The organism is Trichocoleus desertorum AS-A10, assembly GCF_039962155.1.
Lineage (GTDB): Bacteria > Cyanobacteriota > Cyanobacteriia > FACHB-46 > FACHB-46 > Trichocoleus.
This window is the reverse complement of the sequence record NZ_JAMPKN010000003.1, coordinates 328,175-344,893: the sequence shown is the minus strand read 5'-3', so window position 1 is coordinate 344,893 and position 16,719 is coordinate 328,175. Positions and strand designations below refer to the sequence as shown.

Sequence of the window (16,719 nt, the reverse complement as noted above, 5' to 3'; positions counted from 1 at the left end):
GGGAATCGTAGGTAAGAAAATTTATCTGAGAAGAAATCTAAGATTTGTGAAGCGACTCTCTCTTCATCCTACAACCGATACAGCTAATCGTCTCCGTCTTCTCCATTAGCATTTACCGTCTCAACTTTGGCATTCCAAGGCGCAAAAACAGGTAAAAGTAATAAACCTGGTAACGCTGCCACCAGCGATAGTGTAAAGAATAGAGGCCAACCTGTTGCTTCCACAATCCCACCTGCGGGGGCCACCAAAATGTCACGACTAACCGCCATGAGGCTAGAAAGTAGGGCAAATTGCGTCGCCGAAAACCGTTGGTTACAAAGGCTCATCAAGAAAGCGACGAAAGCGGCTGTCCCTAATCCTGCACAGAAGTTCTCGATATTAATTGCGACCACCATAAACGAGTAGTCTTTACCAACTTGGGATAGCCCTAAGTAGGCCAAGTTACTAACCGCTTGTAGCCCACCAAATATCCAGAGGGAGCGGTTAATGCCCAATTTACTGAGGACCGCACCTCCTGCTAACACCCCAACAATGGTTGCCAGCAGCCCCATTCCTCCCTGAATCGCGCCAATATCGGTCTGGGTAAAACCTGTTTTCAGCAAAAATGGGGTAGACATATTGTTGACGAGGGCGTCTCCGAGCTTGTAGAGCACGATAAACACCAAAATCAAAGCGCCCCGCACTGCACCGAGCCGTTGAAAAAACTCGATGAAGGGCAACCTCACAGCATCTGCCAAAGAATCAGGAGGGCGATCGCGCAACACGGGTTCTGGAGCCCAAAGCGCTGTTACCATTCCGATTGCCATTAGCACTGCCAGCAACAAGTAAACGGTGGGCCAAGGAATCCGATCTGCCAAAATCAGGGCTAGGGAACCAGTGATTAAAAGAGCGATGCGATATCCTAACACCGCTACCGCTGCCCCTGCTCCCATTTCATGGGTTTCCAGCACATCTGTGCGGTAGGCATCAAACGCAATATCTTGGGTGGCACTGAAGAAAGCAATGATCAGAGCATTCAGCGCCAACAGTTGCAAGGCTTGGGAAGGGTTTTGCAATGCCATCGCGCCAATGGCCAGCAGCAATGCACCTTGGGTCAAAATTAACCAACCTCGTCGTCGTCCTAGAAATGGTGGGATAAACCGATCGAGAATAGGGGACCACAGAAACTTCAGAGAGTACGGTAAGCCTACCAAGCTAAACAGGCCAATCGATTTCAGATCGACTCCTTCCACCGTCATCCAAGCTTGCAGGGTTTTACTAGTCAAAAATAATGGCAAGCCAGAAGCAAAGCCCAGCAGCAATAATGCAGCCATCTTGCGGCTTTGAAATACTTGCAGCAAAGATTGATTCGCTTTCACAGTTAGTTAGAATTCCTCCCACAACAGAGCCTTCCTGTTGCAGTCTGACAATCATGCCACAGGAAGATTCAAGCACTCATTGATTGTAGGGAGCTGTTACAAAATTAAGCGAGAGCCGTCTCAAGACCGCGCCAAACACCAACCAGTGAGCCTTGCACCTGTACGTGACTAGCAGACACTTCAATTGGTGGATACTTCACATTCGCAGGCTTCAAAGTCACTTTGTTGCCCTTGCGATGGAAGTGCTTCAGAGTCGTACCATGTCCCTCCACCATCGCAGCGACAATGGTGCCGTTCTTGAGAGACTTAGGATCGGCGACAGGTTTCATGATCACAACATCGCCAGGAGCGATCAGCGCTTCAATCATGCTGTCGCCAGTGACTCGCAACGCGAAATATTGAGGTTGCAGCAGAAGATTAGACAGATCTAGGCGATCCACCGTATCCGTAAACGGCTCGACCAAGCCACCAGCGGCGATCGCACCTAGAATAGGTACACCCTGGGTATCTGCTTGCAAAATCCGGATTGTCCGAGCTTTGCCCTCGGTCCAGCTAATATATCCCTTAGCGCGCAAGTGCTCCAAGCGGCTTTGGATGGGAGCTGGCGACTTCAACTCCATCGCCTGCATCATCTGCCGAATGGACGGTGAATGATGATGGTGACGGATATACTCTAATAACCAGTCAAAAAGTTGCTGTTGGGCTTCAGTGAGGCGTTCCATAAAAATTCTAGGTGGTTGATTATTCTCACCCCATAGAACATTTGTATCATCACAATTCTCGTCTGTCTAGCCCTGAGCCAAATAAACCTGCGATCGCCTACGCACCTGCTCCTAGCAAGCTAGCCAGCAATGCCTTCTGAGCATGGAGACGATTTTCCGCTTGGTCCCAAATCTTGGACTGCTCGCCTTCCATCACGCCATCGGTAATTTCTTCTCCCCGGTGTGCTGGGAGGCAATGTAAAACGATCGCCTTGGGGTCCGCTAAGCTCAGCAGGGGTTCATTCACTTGATACGGCTGAAAGATAGGAATGCGAGAGGCAGCATCTGCTTCTTGGCCCATGCTGGCCCACACATCCGTGTAGAGTACTTGAGCAGCTTTGACGGCTGTTTCTGGATCATGAGTGACAGTCACTTCTGAGCGACCTGCGGCGATCGCTTTGGCCTGCTCCACGATCGCGGGCAAAGGCTTGTATTCAGGCGGTGTGGCTACTCGCACATTCATTCCAACTAAGGCACAACCTAATAGGAGAGAATGAGCCACGTTGTTGCCATCTCCTAAGTAGGTTAACGTCAGACCTGCTAACGTACCAAACGTCTCCTGAACGGTCAGTAAATCCGCCAAAATTTGGCAAGGATGCTCCAAATCACTCAGGGCATTGATCACGGGAATCTGAGCATGATGGGCAAATGTTTCAAGGTCTTGCTGCTCAAATGTCCGGATCGCCATGATGTCGAGATAGCGATCTAGAACGCGCGCTGTATCCTCAAGCGGTTCTCCTCGCCCGACTTGAGTCACGTTTGGGTTCAGGTCTAGGACTTGTCCCCCTAGTTGGTACATGGCAACCGAAAAGCTCACCCGCGTCCGCGTTGAGGCTTTATAGAACAGCAACCCTAAAACTTTGGGACAGTGCGGTGCGACTTTGCCCGCCTTCATCTGTCCTGCCAAATCCAGTAGCCCTTGCACCTCGTCTGGGGTGAGATCCGCCAAACTTAGGAGATCCCGTCCTTTCATTGCCTCCATGCTGCCCCTCTTTAACTGAAGCAAAATGCTTTGATGCTTACAAACAAGCGTAGGCAACCGACAAGGCTACCCTGAGCGGCCCACCAGAGAGGCCGTCTTAAAACCCTACCAGATCCTCAAGAGATAACCTAGCCAGCAAACCTTGATATAGCAATCCAAGTGCAGAGCCCAATTTCCAGGTTGAGGGGCGATCGCGATATCAACATCTCCTCAGCTTAGGTACGCTGTCTACCTCGCTCAAGTGAGTAGATGATTTTACGAGCGATTAGCCGCTAAAAATTGCTTAATTTGCGCCAGGATTGCTTCTAAACCCATATCTTTGACTAGAAATCCATCGGCTTGCGGGCAAAGGGCTTTACCAGCCTCCAAATCATGTTGGCTCAAAAATCCAGTGGCCAGGATTAGCACAGGCGGATCGAGTAAATCGTTTTTTAGCTGGCAAATCAACTCACAACCATTGATGTTTTTTTCAAATCTGGCAGGTGGAATGGAGAAATCAACGATCGCCAGATCATACTCATGGGCTTTGGGCAAGAAGCTATAAACATCTACATAGTTAGATACATCAAACTCATTTCTGAAAAATCGTTTAATTGCGAATCCCCATTGTTGATCATCATCCAACACCGCAATCTTAGACATCGGAAACTTCTATTTTATAGTGGCTAGTTTTAATCACTATTTTAAGACAACTATTTCAGCGATTCTAATGAGAATTTTCAAGCAAAACTTTCTCTTCCTAAATATGAATCAGCATTAATTCACCTAGGTTAGATGAATTAACAGCTCAATTAGTTAGTGCCGCAGAGCTGGGCGATCGCATTCAGAAAGGCATCATAATCTGTAATAGGTTTTGTATAAAAACCATCCGCTTGAGATGTAACTAAAAGGGCTTCTTGCTCAGTCAGCATGGCATAAGCAGTGACTAAGATAATTGGGATATGAGCCGTAGGGGAATGATTTTTCAGCAAACGAGCTAAATCCGCGCCACTCACCGCTTGCCCTTTCCATTGGGCTCCAGGTAAGTTCACATCCATCAAGATTAAATCCACTGCCCCGATTTGGCATCGATAGAAAATCTCAACCGGATCATCGGCAATGTAGACTTGATGACCACCTAAGCGCTGAATTAATTTAGCAGTTCCTTTAGCTAGTACTTGGTCATCATCAACTAGCAAAACATTCAAGGTTTGTGTTCCTTTGCCTGAATCGTTAAATCTATTAGCAATCAGAGCGGTTAGTTATTAAAGCGATCGCAATCAGCCAAGCCAATTTCTAAGGATTGAGAGCATCAGTATGGGGTAAAGTAAAACTTACTTGAGTCCCTTGATCTTTACCAGCACTATCAATCCAAATTCTGCCCCCCATCAGCTCTACGAGACGCTTACTAATGGTTAAACCCAAGCCCGTCCCCCCATAGCGTCGCTTAATCGAGCCATCGGCTTGCACAAAAGGCTCAAACAATAAATCTCGTTTTTCTAAGTCAATTCCAATGCCTGTGTCAGCTACAGAAACTTCCACAATTTGACCAATCTTGCTCTGAGAGGAATTATCTGTTTTCTTCACCGCGTGAATGCGAATTTCTCCTTGACTAGTAAATTTCAGGGCATTGGAAACCAGATTAGTTAGTATTTGTCGAAGCTTGATCTTATCGGCGTAAACGTTGTTCACTTCACATTCAACGATTAATGCAATTCCTTTACGACGGCTATCTAAATTGAATAAATTCTGCTCTTCTTGCAGCAGTGTTGGTAGATGAACCACTTCCAAATTGATATTCATTCGACCTGCTTCAATTTTGGCAATATCCAAAACATCGTTGATGATATCAACCAAATTTTCGGCAGACTGGTAAGCCACTTGAATATATTCTTTTAATTCCTCTTCATTGTCATAAAATCCTTCTTTAAGCAATTTCAAATAGTTCAGTGTTGAGGCTAAAGGTGTGCGTAGTTCATGGCTGGTAGAGGAGAGGAAATCAGACTTCAAACGGCTGGCTTCCTCTGCGACGGTCCGTGCCGTATGTAACTCCTGATTACGCATTTCTACCAGGAGCCGTTGTTCTCGTTCGTACTGGTACAAGCGGTTCTGCATCACAGCCATTGACAGATGCGTGCCTAAGGCGCGAATTAGCTCAGTTTCTCCTTCCAACCAAGGCTGAGCTTGGGCTTGCTTCAATTCTCGCCAAACTTCAAAGGACTGTCGGGGTCGTTGCTGCCGCTCATCGGAGTCCCAGTGTCCCGCCCACGCTTTCTCTGTATCAACCTCATCGCGGAAAATACTCAAGCAACCTAAAGATTGCTGACCGTAACGCAGGGGCATGATCAAAATGCTACGAATCCGAGTGGTCGCAAAAGCGGCTTGCAATGCAGCTAGCTTTGGTTCCTGATACAAGTCAGCGATCGCACAAATATGGGGGATGGCTGGGTAAACGACGGGTTGCGCTTCTTCCGTGATTTCCATCAGGTTTGGAGCCAAAGAAGCTGCGATCGCAGCTTTGGATAGGGGCGATCGCTGGAGCAGAGATAACAGTAATGCTGGCTGTACAGGTTTGGTTTGGCCCTCCATCAACTCTTGCCAAAAACTGCTTGCCTCCAGATCTAAAGGTTGAGCAGCGTCAGGCAATTGGGGTTGCGTACCATAAGCGTAGAGATGGCCGCCAGCAGTAGCTTCAGTGCCCGCCAAAAACAATCTGCCGCCCGAACCCTGAACCGCCTCAATTACCCGCTGGAGGACAATTTGCAGAATTGCTTGAATACTGAGCGGCGCATGTAGCAAGGTGGAAATTTGGTTCACAATTGCCTCGCGCGCTGCTTGCTCTCTGGCCTGGGTTAGCAGATTAGATTGAGCGATCGCGATCGAAACTTGGTCCGCCACCATCTGCAAAATTTGCAGATCTGTCGCCGAGAAAACTCTGGGTTCAGAGTGGTGGGAAACTAACAAACCCCACAGTTGTTGGTGATGCAAGATGGGCACAACCAGCGAAGACTGAACGCCCATCGCAGTCAAATATTCGACATGACAGGGATCAACAGGACGCTGGAGAAGCCCAATAGCAGCCAAATCCTCTGCGGTATCGGGGCTATTTAACCAACTCACATTAACTTGCTGACTCAGCACGTCAACAATGACTCGCTGCCGAGCTTTGACAAACATTTCGCGGGCTTGAGGGGGAATGTCGTCCGCTGGAAAGTTTAGCCCCAGCAAAGAAGGTAATCGCTGTTGGTAAATAGACTCTGCAATGACTTCACCGCTTTCATCTGGGTGGAACCGATAAACCTTGACCCGATCAGTACCTAGAAACGAGCGCGTTTCTGCCACAGTTGCAGCCAGGATTTCAGGCAATTCCAAAGACTGACGGATGCGGTTGGTCATCCGGTTTAGTAGAGTTCCTTGAGCCAGCAGGGATGGCTCTATTTCCTCTTTAAAACTGCTCTCTGGCTGGTTCATCTTAAAGTTAGGGCGAAGTTAGTCAGTGGCAAAAAAGCTGTGTAGCAAAAAAGCTTCTTACTCTTAATAAATTTAGGGTTCCACCAATCCTGACTTTTGCAACAGCACACTCAACTGTCCCAACCGCTTTATATTTACTTGATATTTAACTGTTTTCGGCTAAGCAACCACAGAAATTAGTGGAAAGGCATCTGCCACTGCTGCCGTGTCAGGCTCCAACTCAGCAAAAGCCGCGATCGCGCCATCCAATAGATCCAACCCCTGCTGTACCGTCTCAATCAGACACAACTGACCGCGCAGGTCAGCCGCCCCAGCAAAGCCTTTGACATACCAAGTCATGTGCTTGCGAGCTTGCCGAATGCCGCGATCGCCCTTGTACTCCCACAGTGCTTGTAAATGCTCACGCGCACATTGCAGCCGTTCTATCTGAGTCGGCACAGCTTTTTCGGTGCCAGTTTTGAGGAAGTAATCAATCTCTCCCACCAAGAAGGGATAGCCCATCGTGGCACGCGAGCACATCACCCCATCTGCCCCAGTCTGCTCCAAGCATTCCACCGCTGCCTCCACCGAGAAAATATCGCCATTGGCAATCACCGGAATCGATAGTTTCTCCTTTACTCGACCAATCCACTCCCACTTAGCAGAGCCGTTGTAGCCCTGCGATCGCGTTCGGGCATGCACCGTTAACATTTGCGCTCCAGCATCCTGTAAGCGTTCGGCAAACTCCAGAATATTAATCTCCTCATCAGTCCAGCCGATGCGGGTTTTTACCGTCACAGGCACATTCACCGCTTGTACCACTGTCCGCACAATCGCCTCTGCGGTTTGAGGGTCACGCAATAGCGAAGAACCACCCCCATTTTTGGTGATTTTGTTCACCGGGCAGCCCATGTTGATGTCGATCGTGTCTGCTCCCTCCGCCACTGCCATCCGGGCTGCTTCCGCTAGGAAGTCCGGGCGACAATCAAACAACTGAATACTAATGGGGCGCTCATTAGGGTCAATCTCCATAATTTTAGGCAGGTGCTTCACATGGCAAAGCCCGCTCGCCTGCACCATCTCGGTATACATCATCGAGTCAGGAGAATAGCGCCGTACCAACCGCCGAAACACCAAATCCGTCACACCTGACAGTGGAGCCTGAAGCACCCGGCTATTAACTGCAAAAGAACCAATTTTCAGCGGGCTGGACAGACGGGACTTCAGACTGGGAGACAGAGAAACCATTACAAGCAGGTAAGTTCTAGGTTTCTATATTGTATAAAACTGAGCTAACCCATTGGGTTTGGCCAGGCGATCGCTCCTTTCTAGATAATTCCTGAAGCAGGCGGCAAACACGACTCTGAGCTTACGGTTCCCCTGAATGCGACCTGAGATATTGCTGCCTACAGTAGAAACATCGGAACCCAAGCAATGCTCCTAAGCCCATGAGAACCTTAATTCGCTGGCAACCTCGACGTGAGTTCGACATTGTCCGTCGTCAACTTGACCAACTTTTTGACGAGATTTCCAATATCAATTTTGACTCAGCCCTGGTCAAACCTAGAGAGCTTGGCCCTAGAGAAAGGGGTGCTGCTTGGATGCCCGCAATCGAACTCAACGATATCGGAGCCGCACTAGTTCTACGCGCCGAAGTTCCTGGCGTAGACGCAGAGCATCTAGACGTGCAAGTCGGCCGAGATGCAGTAGCCATCCAAGGCGAATATCGCTCCGAGCAGAAAACTGATGAGCAAGGCCACTTCCGCTCTGAGGTTCGCTACGGCAACTTCCGTCGCGTAATTTCCCTAGGAGTTCCTGTGCAGAATGACCAAGTTCAAGCAGAACTCAAAGACGGCATTCTCACTCTCACCTTGCCAAAAGTAGCCCCTGAAAAAGCAGTTGTAAAACTCAACTTAAGCACCACCGAATCCGCTACTTCCTTAACAGCAGCCCCTGAGACTACCGAAACCATTTCAACTTCAGCTCCCACTCAAGCCCCGGTAGCTGAAAGCATCCTTGAACTCACCTCAGATGTCTGGTCTGAAAACCCTACTGCCTAAACAGTAACCTTCAGACTACCTTAAAACCCCTTCTGGAGGGGGTCTGGGGGACGCAGCCGTCCCTCAGTGGGGGTTTGGGGGCGAGTGCCCCCAAAGCTCGGATTCTCTTCCTAAAAAGGGGCAGAAACGAAGCCATCTCTTCAGAACCGACCATCCAGGTTCGGTAAATACCCCTTCAAGAGAAAGGCCAAGGACAAGCAGTATAGAGATTAGTGCGGTTAGTCTGGTCTGGCGTCACACAGTAGCTTAGCTGCCGACAAAACTCCAGTTCAGGTCTCACCCTGCCCCACCTCTAACCAAACTTGGCCTCTGAAATCGCTAAGTCTTTTGTATTGAATTGAATAGAGCCGGAGAATTTTATGGCAAAAGTTGTTGGTATTGATTTAGGCACGACAAACTCGTGTGTTGCGGTGATGGAGGGTGGCAAGCCTACTGTGATTGCAAATGCAGAAGGCTTCCGCACCACCCCGTCGGTTGTCGCCTTTGCAAAGAATGGCGATCGCCTCGTGGGTCAAATCGCTAAGCGTCAAGCCGTGATGAACCCCGAAAACACCTTCTACTCAGTGAAGCGGTTTATCGGTCGTCGCTTTGACGAAGTATCAAACGAACTCACCGAAGTTTCCTACAAAGTCCTCAACGGCAACGGCAACGTCAAAATCGACTCCCCCGCTCAGGGCAAGCAATTTGCGCCTGAAGAAATTTCTGCCCAAGTTCTGCGGAAGCTGATCGAGGACGCCAGCAAGTACCTAGGTGACACAGTCACTCAAGCAGTAATCACCGTTCCGGCTTACTTCAACGACTCCCAGCGCCAAGCTACCAAAGATGCTGGCAAAATCGCTGGGGTGGAAGTGCTGCGGATCATCAACGAGCCGACGGCTGCTTCCTTGGCTTACGGTCTCGATCGCAAGAGCAACGAAACCGTTCTCGTCTTTGACTTGGGTGGTGGTACCTTCGACGTTTCCATCCTAGAAGTGGGCGATGGTGTCTTTGAAGTACTAGCGACCTCTGGTGACACTCACCTCGGTGGTGACGACTTCGACAAGAAGATCGTAGATTGGCTCGCTGACCAATTCCGTAGCGCTGAAGGCATCGACCTCCGCAAAGACAAGCAAGCCCTTCAGCGCCTGACTGAAGCTGCTGAGAAAGCCAAAATTGAGCTGTCTAGCGTTACTCAAGCAGAAATCAACCTGCCCTTCATCACCGCGACTCAAGACGGTCCGAAGCACCTTGACACAACCTTAACTCGCGCCAAGTTTGAAGAACTGTGTGCAGACCTGATCGATCGCTGCCGCATCCCTGTGGAAGCGGCTCTACGTGACTCCAAACTCGACAAGAGCGCGATCGACGAAGTGGTACTCGTGGGTGGTTCTACCCGGATTCCTGCGGTACAAGAAATTGTGAAGCGCGTGCTGGGCAAAGACCCCAACCAGACCGTTAACCCTGATGAAGTCGTAGCGGTTGGTGCAGCCATTCAAGCAGGTGTACTTGCAGGTGAAGTCAAGGACATCTTGCTCCTCGACGTAACCCCGCTGTCTCTGGGTGTGGAAACCTTGGGCGGTGTAATGACCAAGATTATTCCTCGCAACACCACCATTCCTACCAAGAAGTCCGAAGTCTTCTCCACTGCGGTAGATGGTCAAACCAACGTGGAAATCCATGTCCTGCAAGGTGAGCGGGAAATGGCCAACGACAACAAAGACTTGGGTGTGTTCCGTCTAGACGGTATCCCTGCGGCTCCTCGTGGCGTGCCTCAAATCGAAGTCACCTTCGACATTGATGCCAACGGTATCCTGAATGTTCGTGCTAAGGACAAGGGTACTGGCAAGGAACAGTCGATCAGCATCACTGGGGCTTCTACTCTACCCAAGGATGATGTCGAGCGCATGGTTCGCGAAGCTGAGCAAAACGCAGCAGCTGACCAAGAGCGGCGTGAGAGGATTGACCTCAAGAACCAAGCTGACTCCTTGGCTTACCAAGCTGAGAAGCAAATGGGTGAGCTAGGCGACAAAGTTCCTGCAGGCGACAAGACCAAGGTTGAAGGTTTGATCAAAGACCTAAAGGAAGCTTCCAGCCAGGAAGACTACGAGCGCATGAAGTCACTCACGACCGAATTGCAACAAGCTCTGTACAGCATTGGTAGCAACATCTACCAGCAAGCGGGTGGCGGTGCAGCTCCTGATGGTGCAACTGGAGCACCTGGTCCTGATGCTGGCCCCACTGGTGGGCCCACTGGCAGTGGTGACGATGACGTGATTGACGCTGAGTTCTCGGAAACCAAATAAGCGATTCATTCGTCAACTGTAACGAATCGCTAGATCTGTACAACCTAGGGTCTGATAGTTCCAGGTAGCATGAGAGGTTTCTCTCGCTCCTGCTCTATCAGACCTTTTTGTTTAGCGCACTATTAAGCTGCGCTTGTGTTGACTGCTACTGGCAAATTTTGCGGAACCAGCGTTAATTAAAGAGGGCGATCGCTCATTGTAGTCATGTTGAAGCATAGGTTGAGCTGGAGACGGTTGAGCCAGCCTACGGTAAGCTGCGATGAGAATCCCATACAGGGTAGCTGGAGGTAGGGATGCAATGAATTGGCTAAATCAACGACTGACAGGCACGATCGGTATGGCAGCGATCGCCTTAGCAATGGCAGCTCCAGCCCAAGCCTTAACTCTGTACGGCACAACCCTGAATTCTGAGCTGATTCAAATTGACCCCGATTCGGGTCAAGGTACTCTGGTTAGCCAATTAGCTTTAGGAGCCTCTCCTTTTGGTTTAGCCACCCACGGCAACAATCTCTACACCTACGATCAAGTGAGCGGTACGATTCTGCAACTCGGTCCTTTGACCGCCAAGACTCTCAACACCTTTGATGCTGGCATTAAAGAAGATGGAGAAGGAGAGTTGGCCTTTCGCAAAGATGGCACTGGTTTCTTAACTAGCAGCTTTGGACCCACCGGAACGTTGTTTAGCTTTAATCTTGCGGGACTTAGCTCTACTCAAATTACACCTCGCGACAGCTTGACTCCCAGCCTGGATGGTTTGGCCTTTGACCCCACTGGCGTGCTCTTTGGTCTTAGCCAAAACCAAGTAGATTTATATACGATTGACCCCGCGACAGGAGCCAGCACCTTCATTGGTGATCCGGGCTTAGACAGTTCTTTTGTAGCAGGCTTAACTTTTGCTCCCAACGGCACCCTCTACGCTGCCGTGAATAACGCCCTGTACACCTTAAATCCGCAAACTGCGGCAGCGACTTTGGTTGGGAATACAGGCTTTACTCGCGTCTCAGGACTCGCATTTTTTGAAACTAGCTCCCCCGATCCAGATTCTGGTCCCGGTACTCCATCCGAACCGCCAGTTCTCACTCCCCCAGGTGGCACTGACCCTAATTCTATTCCTGAGCCGACTTCGGTCATGAGTTTGCTGTTACTAGGAGCGTTGGGTTGCTGGTCATTGCGGCTCAAGTATTGATTTCAAGAAAGGGTTTTCAAGGAAGGATTGGCTGGCGATCGCCACTATTGGCCCTGACCTAATTTCTTAAGACAATCCAGAGAAAAGCGAGTTTCTATTTTGAAGTTAGAGATACTTGGAGGTTTAACCACGACAGGTTGATTCTGAGGGGAAAGCGCTCAGGCTTGTCAGCGATCACAGAGTTGGGTTTCTCTCCATGCCAAATCACCCTCTGTTTTATCCTGTTTCTGAGCATCTACCCGCCACGCCACTCCATGACCAAATCCAGATTGCCTTGGCGATCGCTGATCCACAAGTTCTCAAATCGCTGCTGACGAACTGTTTGCCTGCGATCGCCCAACCCCACGAGATTGGTGAAGTCAGCGCAGAAATTGGGATTCCCTTGCAGGATCAACAAACTGTGGATGCGGTGGTTCATTTTGAGGCGGTGAAATGTGTCTTAGCAGATTCGCCCCCTGCAACACCTTCAAGGGAAGCTGAATCGTGCCATAGTCCCTATCGCCATCAGACTAAAACGAGCCAGGGCAAACACTCCAAATGCGAGTCGGAAACTCTGACGCTCGCTCATAACGTTTCTCTGGCTGAGGCGATCGCGCTCTTAACAAAAGTCGGATTTGGGCCGCAGCAAGCACAGGAAATTTTGCACCTGTCCTACGAAGCCTCGCATAAGTCTTGGTGGTACGCCTTAGATGCAACAGGGCAGTTCTCCATCCCGTTTCTGCGCTATATCCGCACGCTGCGCTACCCAGACGGCACCGTCTCCCTGCAATACAAAGATTATTTCTCTGAAACCAAGCCTGTAGGTTTTCAAAGCTTGCCGCAGAAGGTGTTGGTTATAGTCCGCGAGGACAGCCAAAGTTTTAGCCAAACGCTCCGCCAAATCAATGCGGATAGAACGGCGCTAGGTATTACTCAGGCAATTTTGATTTGCAACACGATCGCTGAGTTGGAAGCGCAAGCTTTTATTACACAAGGGATTAGCCTTTATCCTGCCACTGAGTTAATTTTGCCTACCCAAGCCAACTGTGGCATTTGTGCCACTCATACCTGCCCGATGAACGGCACTGTAGATTCTGCGATCGCCGTTTGTTATCGCTTTTGCTTAGAGGGCAGCTACGTCTGAGCGGTTAATGAGATAATAATCTCCGGTCTGAAAGGGGAACCTATGCGCCTGTCTCAAATGCTCTTTGTCACACTGCGGGAAGATCCAGCGGAAGCGGAAATCCCCAGTCATAAATTGTTGTTGCGGGCAGGATATATCCGGCGGATTGGTAGCGGGATCTATGCCTATTTGCCGTTGATGTGGCGGGTATTGCAAAAAGTCTCCCAAATTGTGCGAGAAGAAATGAATGCCACGGGAGCGCAGGAATGCTTGCTGCCACAATTGCAGCCTGCGGAGTTGTGGCAAGAGTCCGGGCGTTGGGATACCTACACCAAGGCTGAAGGCATTATGTTCTCGTTGGTCGATCGCCAAGAGCGGGAGATGGGACTCGGCCCCACTCACGAAGAAGTGATCACGACGGTGGCTCGCGAGATGATTCGCTCCTATCGGCAACTGCCCACCCACCTCTATCAAATCCAGACCAAATTCCGCGATGAAATTCGGCCTCGCTTTGGCTTGATGCGTGGGCGTGAGTTCATCATGAAGGATGGCTATTCTTTCCACGCCACAGAAGAAAGCCTGAAAGAAACCTATCAAGCCATGCACCAGGCTTATAGCAATATGTTCCGGCGCTGTGGGTTGGCTTTCCGGTCTGTGGAAGCAGACTCTGGCGCGATCGGGGGTTCTGGCTCCAATGAGTTTATGATTCTGGCGGAAGCGGGCGAAGACGAAGTCCTCTATACCGAGGATGGCAAGTACGCTGCCAACGTGGAGAAAGCGGTCTCTCTGCCTGCCGATGCAGAGCCTTCCCCGTTTACCGCCTACGAAAAGCGCGAAACTCCAGGTACCGACACGATCGAAAAGCTCTGTCAGTTTCTTAAGTGCTCTTCCAGCCAAATCGTCAAAAACGTTCTATACCAAGCGATTTATGACAATGGCACCACTGTCTTGGTTCTGATTAACATTCGTGGTGACCAGGAAGTAAACGAAGTCAAACTGCAAAACGAGTTGGTCAGACAAGCAGAGCAGTTTGGTGGCAAGACCGTGATTGCGCTCACTGTTCCAGATGCTGCGGCTCAGGCTAAGTGGGCGACTCAAGCATTGCCTTTGGGTTACATTGCTCCTGATATTGCCGATACCTACATCCAATCTGAGAAGAATTTAGCACCTAAGTTTTTGCGGTTGGTTGATCCGACCGTAGCCGAGCTGAAAAACTTTGTCACCGGAGCCAACGAATCTGGTTATCACGTAGTGGGGGCAAATTGGGGCGATCAGTTCCAGTTGCCCAAACTCGTGGTCGATCTGCGGAAAGCCAAACTCGGCGATCGCGCAGTTCATGACCCTAGCCAAACATTGCAAAGTGCTCGTGGGATTGAGGCGGGGCATATCTTCCAACTCGGCACCAAGTATTCCAAGGCGATGGGAGCTACTTACACCAACGAGCAAGGCGAAGAAGCACCGTTAATCATGGGGTGCTATGGCGTGGGCGTTTCTCGTGTGGCCCAAGCAGCGGTGGAGCAATCCTACGACAAAGATGGCATTATTTGGCCTGTGGCGATCGCGCCTTATCAAGCGATCGTGGTGATTCCTAACGTGAATGATGCCGAGCAAGTGAAAGCGGCTGAAACGCTTTACTCCGAGTTGAACCAGGCAGGCATTGACACCTTATTGGATGACCGGAATGAGCGAGCTGGGGTCAAATTCAAAGATGCTGACTTGATTGGGATTCCTTACCGCATCGTCACAGGCAAATCGCTGAAAGACGGCAAAGTGGAAGTGGTGCAACGGGCAACCAAAATAGTTCAGGAACTCCCACTTACCGAAGTGGTGTCTACGATTCAGCAATGGGTAAACGCCGCCTGCTCCTAGCAAGACCCCTCCCCGACGCGGAGAGGGGCTTTGACTCTGGCTCTCCTTCCTTAGTAGGGAAGGGGCTGGGGGTTAGGTCGGTTGCACCTCCTCAACTCCGGACTTGTTATGGAATTCCTCACCATTTTTCTGTCGAGCCTGATTGCTCTGGTTTCACCCGCAGGCTTAGTGCTCGATCGCGTGGCTGAAAATGCCGTGCGATCGCAATTTGAGTCGGTGGAGCAGTTGCAGGTGCGAGTTGATAACGCCCCCAGTTACCAAATTGTCCAGGGCAAGGCAGAAAAGGTAAGGATTGCCGGTCGAGGCTTGTTTCCCCTGCCAGAATTCCGGATTGCGGCATTAGACGTGGAAACCGATCCGATTGACATCAACCCTCGCGGCGGGGGTAAAGGTCTGAAGCTCGATCGCCCGTTGCAAGCAGGGGTACATCTGGTTTTAACCCAAGCAGATATTAATCGCGCCCTCAGTTCCCCGACAGTGACCAAACGCTTGCGGGATTTGGGGGCTAGCGCCTTAGAGGACTCGGAAGCCCAGCAAGTACAACGCTACGACTTTCTCAACCCGCAGGTGGAGTTGCTGCCCAACAACCGGATTCGGGCAAAGGTGGAGTTACAAGAACAGGGGCAAAGCGATCGCTTGCAAATTACCGTCGAGTCGGGTCTAGCAGTTGTAGCTGGGAAGCGATTGCAGTTGGTGGAGCCACGCATTAGTGTAAATGGGGAAGCAGTGCCTCAAGAAATTTTGGACCCGATCGCCAGGGGAGTCACGGAGCGGTTTGACCTTGACCAATTAGCTGGGCCAGCAGTAACGGCACGAGTCCTACAATTAAAGGTAGTGCCAGAGCAACAGATCGATATTGTCGCTTTTGTCCGCGCTGAAACACCTCCAGCTTCTCCTGCCGCCCCATCAAACTAGAGATTGGGCGAAAAACTTGGGTATGCTTTTGTAGTCACTCGGACTTCACCATATGACTTTGGTGGGTTGTTACCGTCATCGGCTCTGGTAGTGCATTTACCACACTACTAACCTTTCAACAGGAGCTTCCTATGGAAGACCAATCTCGGACCCGTCCAGTTTCTGTCGGTCTAATTGCGGGCTTGTCAGCCTTGATTATGGCGGCAGGGGGAGGAGCCGCTTGGCTGGCTTGGCAATCCTCTCAACCGGACTTCGCCAGTCGGGTTCCCAATGCCACCAACTCTACAGATTTTTCCACTACCAAACCGCCGCAAACCCAAGTCGTTCAGCCTGCTCAGGAAGAGGTAGCCCGCCCCTATTGGCTTCAAGACACAGGCAAAGGACTAGAAACTGTACCCAATCAGACAGCTTTACAGACTGACTTGCAGCCAGAAGCCGCTCTGAAAGCTGCCTTTGCTGAATTATTGGCTGGCCCTAAGGGGAAAGATACCGCGATCGCCACGACCCTGCCTCAAGGCACGAAACTTCGCAGCCTAACGGTGGAGCCAAACGGTATTCATATTGACTTCTCAGAGGAGTTTACTCAAGGGGGCGGCAGTGCCTCCATGACGGGTCGAGTGGCGCAAGTCCTTTACACTGCTACCAGTCTCCAGCCCGATGCTAAGGTTTGGCTTTCCGTGAATGGCGAACTGCTAGAAACATTAGGGGGTGAAGGCTTACTCCTGGATCAACCCTTTACTCGCCAAAGCTTTGCCAGAGACTTTCCACTCTAGTG

Annotated in this window: 14 protein-coding genes; 7 read left to right on the top strand and 7 right to left on the bottom strand. The window is 50.4% G+C overall.

Annotated features, from left to right (window positions below):
* Nucleotides 1-83 precede the first annotated feature (83 nt).
* From NDA01_RS08285 to dusB, 7 genes are all read right to left on the bottom strand, one after another.
* Nucleotides 84-1,358, bottom strand: coding sequence for an AmpG family muropeptide MFS transporter (locus tag NDA01_RS08285; protein ID WP_348227567.1), 1,275 nt, complete (start codon nt 1,356-1,358; stop codon nt 84-86).
* 104 nt (nt 1,359-1,462) lie between these two features.
* Nucleotides 1,463-2,080 carry a transcriptional repressor LexA gene (gene lexA, locus NDA01_RS08280; protein WP_190551260.1) on the bottom strand — a complete coding sequence of 206 codons (618 nt, stop codon included), beginning with the start codon at nt 2,078-2,080 and terminating at the stop codon, nt 1,463-1,465.
* Between the two features lie 97 nt (nt 2,081-2,177).
* Nucleotides 2,178-3,101, bottom strand: coding sequence for an ornithine carbamoyltransferase (gene argF, locus NDA01_RS08275; RefSeq protein WP_348227566.1), 924 nt, complete (start codon nt 3,099-3,101; stop codon nt 2,178-2,180).
* A 255-nt stretch (nt 3,102-3,356) separates the two neighbouring features.
* Nucleotides 3,357-3,743: a response regulator transcription factor gene (locus NDA01_RS08270; protein ID WP_190433188.1), complete on the bottom strand. Its 387-nt coding sequence runs from the start codon at nt 3,741-3,743 to the stop codon at nt 3,357-3,359.
* 149 nt (nt 3,744-3,892) lie between these two features.
* Nucleotides 3,893-4,288: a response regulator gene (locus tag NDA01_RS08265; RefSeq protein WP_348227565.1), complete on the bottom strand. Its 396-nt coding sequence runs from the start codon at nt 4,286-4,288 to the stop codon at nt 3,893-3,895.
* Nucleotides 4,289-4,376: 88 nt separating this feature from the next.
* A complete protein-coding gene (locus NDA01_RS08260) occupies nt 4,377-6,551 on the bottom strand; it encodes a sensor histidine kinase (RefSeq protein WP_348227564.1) in 2,175 nt (724 codons plus the stop codon).
* A 159-nt stretch (nt 6,552-6,710) separates the two neighbouring features.
* Nucleotides 6,711-7,778: a tRNA dihydrouridine synthase DusB gene (dusB, locus tag NDA01_RS08255; RefSeq protein ID WP_348227563.1), complete on the bottom strand. Its 1,068-nt coding sequence runs from the start codon at nt 7,776-7,778 to the stop codon at nt 6,711-6,713.
* Nucleotides 7,779-7,978: 200 nt separating this feature from the next.
* Between dusB and NDA01_RS08250 the strand changes: the two genes are divergently transcribed.
* The 7 genes from NDA01_RS08250 to NDA01_RS08220 all read left to right on the top strand — a co-directional run bounded on the left by NDA01_RS08250 (nt 7,979) and on the right by NDA01_RS08220 (nt 16,717).
* Nucleotides 7,979-8,590, top strand: coding sequence for an Hsp20/alpha crystallin family protein (locus NDA01_RS08250; protein ID WP_348227562.1), 612 nt, complete (start codon nt 7,979-7,981; stop codon nt 8,588-8,590).
* Between the two features lie 359 nt (nt 8,591-8,949).
* The gene (gene dnaK, locus NDA01_RS08245) at nt 8,950-10,872 is read left to right on the top strand and encodes a molecular chaperone DnaK (RefSeq protein WP_348227561.1); all 1,923 of its coding nucleotides are present in this window, start codon (nt 8,950-8,952) and stop codon (nt 10,870-10,872) included.
* A 298-nt stretch (nt 10,873-11,170) separates the two neighbouring features.
* Nucleotides 11,171-12,058 carry an NHL repeat-containing protein gene (locus NDA01_RS08240; RefSeq protein WP_348227560.1) on the top strand — a complete coding sequence of 296 codons (888 nt, stop codon included), beginning with the start codon at nt 11,171-11,173 and terminating at the stop codon, nt 12,056-12,058.
* 196 nt (nt 12,059-12,254) lie between these two features.
* Nucleotides 12,255-13,181: a hypothetical protein gene (locus NDA01_RS08235; RefSeq protein ID WP_348227559.1), complete on the top strand. Its 927-nt coding sequence runs from the start codon at nt 12,255-12,257 to the stop codon at nt 13,179-13,181.
* A gap of 42 nt (nt 13,182-13,223) precedes the next feature.
* Entirely contained in the window at nt 13,224-15,029 is a 1,806-nt protein-coding gene (gene proS, locus NDA01_RS08230) for a proline--tRNA ligase (protein ID WP_348227558.1), read from the top strand.
* Between the two features lie 108 nt (nt 15,030-15,137).
* Nucleotides 15,138-15,944, top strand: a complete 807-nt coding sequence (locus NDA01_RS08225; protein ID WP_348227557.1) for an LmeA family phospholipid-binding protein — start codon at nt 15,138-15,140, stop codon at nt 15,942-15,944.
* A gap of 131 nt (nt 15,945-16,075) precedes the next feature.
* A complete protein-coding gene (locus NDA01_RS08220) occupies nt 16,076-16,717 on the top strand; it encodes a GerMN domain-containing protein (RefSeq protein ID WP_348227556.1) in 642 nt (213 codons plus the stop codon).
* Nucleotides 16,718-16,719 lie beyond the last annotated feature (2 nt).

What these genes read in the sequence shown, in the direction of transcription:
- lexA (WP_190551260.1), bottom strand. Translation starts at nt 2,080, where the DNA reads ATGGAACGCCTCACTGAAGCCCAACAGCAACTTTTTGACTGGTTATTA.
- argF (WP_348227566.1), bottom strand. Translation starts at nt 3,101, where the DNA reads ATGGAGGCAATGAAAGGACGGGATCTCCTAAGTTTGGCGGATCTCACC.
- NDA01_RS08270 (WP_190433188.1), bottom strand. Translation starts at nt 3,743, where the DNA reads ATGTCTAAGATTGCGGTGTTGGATGATGATCAACAATGGGGATTCGCA.
- NDA01_RS08260 (WP_348227564.1), bottom strand. Translation starts at nt 6,551, where the DNA reads ATGAACCAGCCAGAGAGCAGTTTTAAAGAGGAAATAGAGCCATCCCTG.
- dusB (WP_348227563.1), bottom strand. Translation starts at nt 7,778, where the DNA reads ATGGTTTCTCTGTCTCCCAGTCTGAAGTCCCGTCTGTCCAGCCCGCTG.
- NDA01_RS08250 (WP_348227562.1), top strand. Translation starts at nt 7,979, where the DNA reads ATGAGAACCTTAATTCGCTGGCAACCTCGACGTGAGTTCGACATTGTC.
- dnaK (WP_348227561.1), top strand. Translation starts at nt 8,950, where the DNA reads ATGGCAAAAGTTGTTGGTATTGATTTAGGCACGACAAACTCGTGTGTT.
- NDA01_RS08240 (WP_348227560.1), top strand. Translation starts at nt 11,171, where the DNA reads ATGAATTGGCTAAATCAACGACTGACAGGCACGATCGGTATGGCAGCG.
- NDA01_RS08235 (WP_348227559.1), top strand. Translation starts at nt 12,255, where the DNA reads ATGCCAAATCACCCTCTGTTTTATCCTGTTTCTGAGCATCTACCCGCC.
- proS (WP_348227558.1), top strand. Translation starts at nt 13,224, where the DNA reads ATGCGCCTGTCTCAAATGCTCTTTGTCACACTGCGGGAAGATCCAGCG.
- NDA01_RS08225 (WP_348227557.1), top strand. Translation starts at nt 15,138, where the DNA reads ATGGAATTCCTCACCATTTTTCTGTCGAGCCTGATTGCTCTGGTTTCA.
- NDA01_RS08220 (WP_348227556.1), top strand. Translation starts at nt 16,076, where the DNA reads ATGGAAGACCAATCTCGGACCCGTCCAGTTTCTGTCGGTCTAATTGCG.